General features: G+C 74.7%; 5 protein-coding genes. 2 read left to right on the plus strand and 3 right to left on the minus strand.

The features are described from left to right. A partial coding sequence (locus GFJ45_RS14950; protein ID WP_153398608.1) for a thioredoxin domain-containing protein occupies positions 1 to 1,726 on the minus strand: 1,726 nt, incomplete at its 3' end. A 336-nt stretch (positions 1,727 to 2,062) separates the two neighbouring features. On the opposite strand from GFJ45_RS14950, the gene GFJ45_RS14955 reads away from it, so the two are divergent. Together GFJ45_RS14955 and GFJ45_RS14960 are read left to right on the plus strand one after the other, a co-directional pair. Beyond that, positions 2,063 to 3,277 (plus strand): S8 family peptidase, encoded by a 1,215-nt coding sequence (locus GFJ45_RS14955; protein WP_153398610.1) that lies wholly within the window; start codon positions 2,063 to 2,065, stop codon positions 3,275 to 3,277. Positions 3,278 to 3,525: 248 nt separating this feature from the next. Further along, positions 3,526 to 4,062: a hypothetical protein gene (locus GFJ45_RS14960; RefSeq protein ID WP_153398612.1), complete on the plus strand. Its 537-nt coding sequence runs from the start codon at positions 3,526 to 3,528 to the stop codon at positions 4,060 to 4,062. Between the two features lie 67 nt (positions 4,063 to 4,129). On the opposite strand, the gene GFJ45_RS14965 is transcribed toward GFJ45_RS14960, so the two are convergent. Continuing rightward, the gene (locus GFJ45_RS14965) at positions 4,130 to 4,804 is read right to left on the minus strand and encodes a YdeI/OmpD-associated family protein (protein WP_153398614.1); all 675 of its coding nucleotides are present in this window, start codon (positions 4,802 to 4,804) and stop codon (positions 4,130 to 4,132) included. A gap of 32 nt (positions 4,805 to 4,836) precedes the next feature. Next, a partial coding sequence (locus GFJ45_RS14970) for an aminoglycoside phosphotransferase family protein (RefSeq protein ID WP_228387120.1) occupies positions 4,837 to 5,449 on the minus strand: 613 nt, incomplete at its 5' end.

Here is a 5,449-nt window from a genome sequence, read left to right on the forward strand (position 1 = left end):
TCGGCGCCATCGCGTCGGTGGCCGCCCGCGCCAGCGCCAGCAGCTCACCCGATCCACTGAGCGCGCCGTGCGTGGCCAGCGCGAGCGCCAGGGCCGACTGACCGCTCGGCTCGGCGTTGTCCGCCCGGGTGCGGGGCGTCAGGACCAGCCGCTCGCCGTCCGCCGGGACGTCGGTGAACTCGCCGCTGCCGTCACCGAACCGGTCCAGGGCGTCCCGCAGCAGCTGGTCGGCCTGGCGGAGCCATCCCGGGTCGGTGGTCACGGCGTGCAGCACGTCCAGCGCCTCGACGACGTTGCCGTAGTCCTCCGCCACCGCCCCTGCGGCTCCGACCGCGCCGTCACGGGAGGAGCGGCGCAGCCGGCCGTCGACCACGTGGAGCCGCAGCAGGTGTCGCGCGCACCGCTCGGCCGCGGTCACCCACGCCGGCTCCTGGAGCAGCCAGCCGGCCTCGGCGAGGGCGGCGACGGCCAGGCCGTTCCACGCGGTGACGACCTTGTCGTCCCGGCCCGGCTGTGGGCGCTCCTGGCGGGCCGCGTGCAGCCGGGACCGGGTTCGTGCCCACCACTGCGGGTCGTCGGGGTCGGCCCGCAGCTGCAGCGTGGAGGTCCCGTGCTCGAAGGTGCCCTCCGGCGTGACCGAGAGCAGCGCCGCAGCGCGGCCCCCGTCCGCCGCGCCGAGGACCTCGCGCAGCTGCCCCGGAGTCCACACGTAGGTCAGCCCCTCCCGGCCCTCGGTGTCGGCGTCGAGGGAGGAGGCGAAGCCGCCCTCGGCGGTGAGCAGGTCGGTGAGTAGGAACTCGGCGGTCTCCCGGGTGACCCGCTCCGCGAGGGCTCGGGTGTGCTGCCCGCCGTGCACGGCCACCCGGGCGTAGAGCCGCAGCAGCAGGGCGTTGTCGTAGAGCATCTTCTCGAAGTGCGGGACCACCCACGCGGCGTCGACGGAGTAGCGGGCGAACCCGCCGGCGAGCTGGTCGTAGATGCCGCCGCGGGCCATCGCGGTGGCGGCCCGCTCCACGACAGCCAGCGGCTGGGCGTCGCCGGTGCGGACGTGGTGGGCGAGCAGGAAGGTCAGCGCCATGGAGGGCGGGAACTTGGGCACCGAGCCGAGGCCACCGTGCCGGCGGTCCTCCCCCGCGGTGAGCGCCTGCGCGGCGCCACGCAGCGCTGCCGGGTCGACGAGGCCCGGCTGGGCGAGGCGTTGCTGCCCGTCCTCGTCGGCCGGCGCCTCCGCGGCGGGGGCGTCCTGGGCCTGCCGGAGCACTGACACCACGTGGGCCCCGCCCTGGCGGACCTCATCCTCACGCTCCCGCCACGCGTGGGCCGCGGCGGAGAGCAGCTGCAGGAACTGTGGCTTCGGCAGGTAGGTGCCCGCCCAGAACGGCTCCCCCTCCGGGGTCAGCAGACACGTCATCGGCCACCCGCCCTGCCCGGTCATCGCGGTCGTGGCGCTCATGTAGACGGTGTCGACGTCGGGCCGCTCCTCGCGGTCCACCTTGACGGCGACGTAGTCCGCGGCGAGCGCGGCCGCTACCTGCTCGTCCTCGAACGACTCGTGGGCCATGACGTGGCACCAGTGGCACGCGGCGTACCCCACCGACAGCAGGACGGGCACGTTGCGGCGACGCGCCTCGGCGAAGGCCTCCTCCCCCCACTCCCACCAGTCGACGGGATTGTGCTGGTGCTGCAGGAGATACGGCGACGTCGCGGTCGCGAGGCGGTTGGCCATCGGCGCCTCCCTTCCTCAGTGAGCCCAGCGATGCACCCACAGGACCACGACAACACACCGGGACATCGCTGTCACCCCAGGGAGGTACCGGGCCTCCCGGCCTCCGCCCCGGAGCCAGCGGCCACGCGTCGCCACCGGGAGCCGCCCCTCCTCGGAGGTCATGGTGAGCTGCTGCCGCGCCCGGCTGACCAACGGACGCACCTGTCCATCGTTCCGATGTGGTCAACAAACCATCTGGATCGGGTCAGGACCCTTTCCTCGGTGGTCGCGTCGGCGTCATTGTCGTCGGCACCCGGGTCCCCGCCCGGGGTGTCGCCGTCTCAAAGGAGAGCACCGATGACGCGTCCGCACCGTCGACCTGCCGCGCTGGCCGCCGCGCTCGCGCTGGCCGCGACCGCCACCGCCGGCCCGGCGCTGGCCGCTGCCGGGCAACCGGAAGACCGCTCCGGCACCAGCAGCTACCTGGTCATGCTCGACATGCAGCAGTACCGAGGCGCCGAAGGGGTGCTGCCCCAGCAGGCCCGCGACCGAGTTGCCGCCGCCACCGCCACCGCCGTGCAGCGGCTCACGACGCGTGGGGTCGTCGTCGAGCACGAGTACTCGGCGCTGGGTGGCTACGCGGCCCAGCTCACCCGCGCCGAGGCCGCCCGGCTCGGTCGTGACCCCGCCGTCGCGTCGGTCAGCCCGGACGGCGCGGTGAGCATCAGCGACACCCAGCAGGACGCCACCTGGGGCCTGGACCGCGTCGACCAGCGCACGCTGCCCCTGGACGGCAGCTACGGCCACACCGCGGCCGGCGTCGGCGTCGACAGCTACATCGTCGACACCGGGATCCGCAGCGACCACGAGGAGTTCACCGGCCGCGTCGCCCCCGGCTACAACACCGTCCGGGGCCGCAACACCACGGAGGACTGCAACGGGCACGGAACCCACGTGGCGGGCACCGTCGGAGGGGCCACCTACGGCGTGGCCAAGGAGACCACGCTGATCCCGGTGCGGGTCCTCAACTGCCGCGGGTCGGGTACCTGGTCCGGGGTCGTGGCGGGCATGGACTGGGTCGCCGCGAACGCGGACGGCCCGTCGGTGGCCAACCTGAGCCTGGGCGGCGCCGCCAGCTCCGCCGTGGACGACGCGGTGGCCCGCATGGTCGCGGCCGGTGTCACGGTGGCCGTCGCCGCCGGCAACGACGGCGCTGACGCCTGCGGCTCTTCGCCCGCCCGGGCCGAGGCCGCGCTCACTGTCGGGGCTACCGACTCCGGTGACGACCGCCCCTCCTGGTCCAACTGGGGCAGCTGTCTGGACCTGTTCGCCCCCGGGGCGTCGATCACCTCGGCATGGCACACCTCCACCACGGCCACCAACACCATCTCGGGCACGTCGATGGCCTCGCCGCACGTGGCGGGAGCGGCCGCGCTCTACCTGGAGAGCAACCCCGGGGCCGAGCCTGGTCAGGTCAACGACGCGGTGACCGGTGCCGCGACCGGCGGGGTCGTGCAGGGCTCCGGAGCGGGCTCGCCGGAGCTGCTGCTCTACACCCCGGAGCTGCAGTGAGGCGGTAGCCCCGGCCGGTTGGTCGGGACGGGCCCGCGGTGGCCGCGAGCGGCGACCGCGGGCCCGCAACGGTCCCGGACCCCGCGTGGGGCGAGGACGAGCACGCGCTGGTCCAGTGGCTGGCTCGGGCGGGCGCCGCGGACGGGGTGGGCCCGGGGTTGCGCCCGACGCCGTCAGGTCGCGAACCCCCTCGGTTGCGGGTAGGAAGGGGGGAGTAGCACCCGTGCCTCACCCCAGGAGCTGGAACCATGACTGACACCAACACCCTGTCCCGCGCCATGCACGACGTCGGCCTCGCCGCCTGGTTCGGGGGTTCCCTCATGGGCGCCGTCGGGCTGAACGGCGCGACCGGCCAGGCCAGGGACCCGCAGGAGCGGACCCGCCTGTCCTCCCTCGGCTGGGCCAAGTGGACCCCCGTGCAGGTGGCCGCCGTCGGCGTCCACGCCATTGGCGGGCTCGGCCTCATCGGCGGCAACAAGGGCCGGCTCACGGCCGACTCGGACACCAAGACGAACACGGCCGTGAAGGCCTCCCTCACCGTCGTGGCCGCTGCCGTCACCGCCTACTCCGGCATGCTCGGTCGCAAGGTGGCGATGCACCAGGAGGAGGGCGCTCACGGCGCCACCGAGCCCTCGCAGGTGGCCAGCGACGAGCTGGCGTCCGCGCAGAAGCAGCTGAAGGCCGCCCAGTGGGCGATCCCCGCCCTCACCGGCGTGCTGGTGGTGCTCGGCGCTCAGCAGGGCGAGCAGCAGCGTGACACCCGGGGGCTGCTCGACATCTTCTGAGCCGGCAGGCTCATCCCCGCTGGCGGTGCCGGCACGGTGACACGGCTGCTGCGGTGCAGCGGCCGTGTCACCGTGACCGGCGTGCCTGCTCAGCAGCCGCCGAGGCCCGCTCCAGCCAGCGGGGCGGGGCGCCGTAGCGCTGCGTCTTGACCAGCCGGCCGTGGGCGCAGTCCTCGACCAGCGTCGCCAGCCGGGCGCGCCGGGTCTCCTCCCGCTTGGCGGTGGTCACCCACGTGACGCACACCCGCCGGTAGGTCGCCGTGGCCTGCTCCCAGAACGCCTGCGCCGCGGGGTCGGCCGCCAGCACGGCGGCGAACTGCGGCGGCAGCCGGTCGCTCTCGGCCCGCTCGTAGGAGTACACCCCGCACCGGTCGGGGCGACGCTGCTCGAACACCGCCATCCCGGCGGGCGTCATCCGGCCCTCGGCGATGAGGCGCTCCACGTGGGCGAGGTTGACGCTGCTCCAGTGGCTGCCCGGCCGGCGCGGGGTCCAGCGTTGCCGCCGCGTGTCCTCGTCGATGCGCTGGGACACCGAGTCGATCCAGCCGTAGCACAGCGCCTCCGGCACCGCCTGCTCCCAGGTGAGCCCCCGGTCGGCCACGTGCTTCTTGCGCAGCCCCATCCACAGCTCGGTCGCGGTGGCGTGGTGCAGCTCCAGCCAGGCCCGGAACTCCTCCGGCCCGGTGAAGAACCGGGCCGGCCGTTCGGGCGTGCCGCCCAGCACCCCGGGTTCGCTGGTCATGGCTGCAGCCTGCCACGACCCGCCGACAGCGCTCAGCCCGGCTGCAGCGCCTTGACGATGGTCACCGCCTGGGTCAGCCACCGCTGTGTCCCGGGGGAGGTGCCCGGGCCGGCGTCCTCGGCCAGCGCCCAGAGGGCGTTGCGCACCATCCGCAGGACGCCGAACGCCCGGGCCCGGTCCGGGTCGATGCCGGCGGCGTCACACACCGTCTCCAGCCGCAGGTTCAGGTGGACCCGGACGTCGTGGGCTCGCTCCGCCTCGCCCCACCGGTTCCACAGCACCGGGGCGACCGCGAACGCGGGGTCGGCGGCCATCACCTTCGGGTCGATCGCGACCCACTGGCGGGGGTCCGGGCGGCAGAGCACGTTCTGGCCGTGCAGGTCGGTGTGGACCAGCCGGTCGTCGACGCCCGGCTCGGAGGCCAGCTGCTCGGCGAGCGCGCGGGCCTGGAGCAGCATCCGACGCGGGAACCGGCGGCCGGCCGGCTCCGCGTGGGCGGCGTCGATGTCCGCCAGCAGCCGCCGGAGGTGGTCAGCGAGCCGCGGCGCCCACGGGGGAGCGGGGCGGTCGAGCCAGTCGGCCAGCAGCGGGAACACCCACTGGAACAGCACTGCCACCGCCAGGACGAGCAGCACCAGCACCTGG

The sequence above is a fragment of the Ornithinicoccus halotolerans genome (assembly GCF_009602535.1).
Taxonomy (GTDB): domain Bacteria; phylum Actinomycetota; class Actinomycetes; order Actinomycetales; family Dermatophilaceae; genus Ornithinicoccus; species Ornithinicoccus halotolerans.

What these genes read in the sequence shown, in the direction of transcription:
- GFJ45_RS14965 (WP_153398614.1), bottom strand. Translation starts at nt 4,804, where the DNA reads ATGACCAGCGAACCCGGGGTGCTGGGCGGCACGCCCGAACGGCCGGCC.
- GFJ45_RS14955 (WP_153398610.1), top strand. Translation starts at nt 2,063, where the DNA reads ATGACGCGTCCGCACCGTCGACCTGCCGCGCTGGCCGCCGCGCTCGCG.
- GFJ45_RS14960 (WP_153398612.1), top strand. Translation starts at nt 3,526, where the DNA reads ATGACTGACACCAACACCCTGTCCCGCGCCATGCACGACGTCGGCCTC.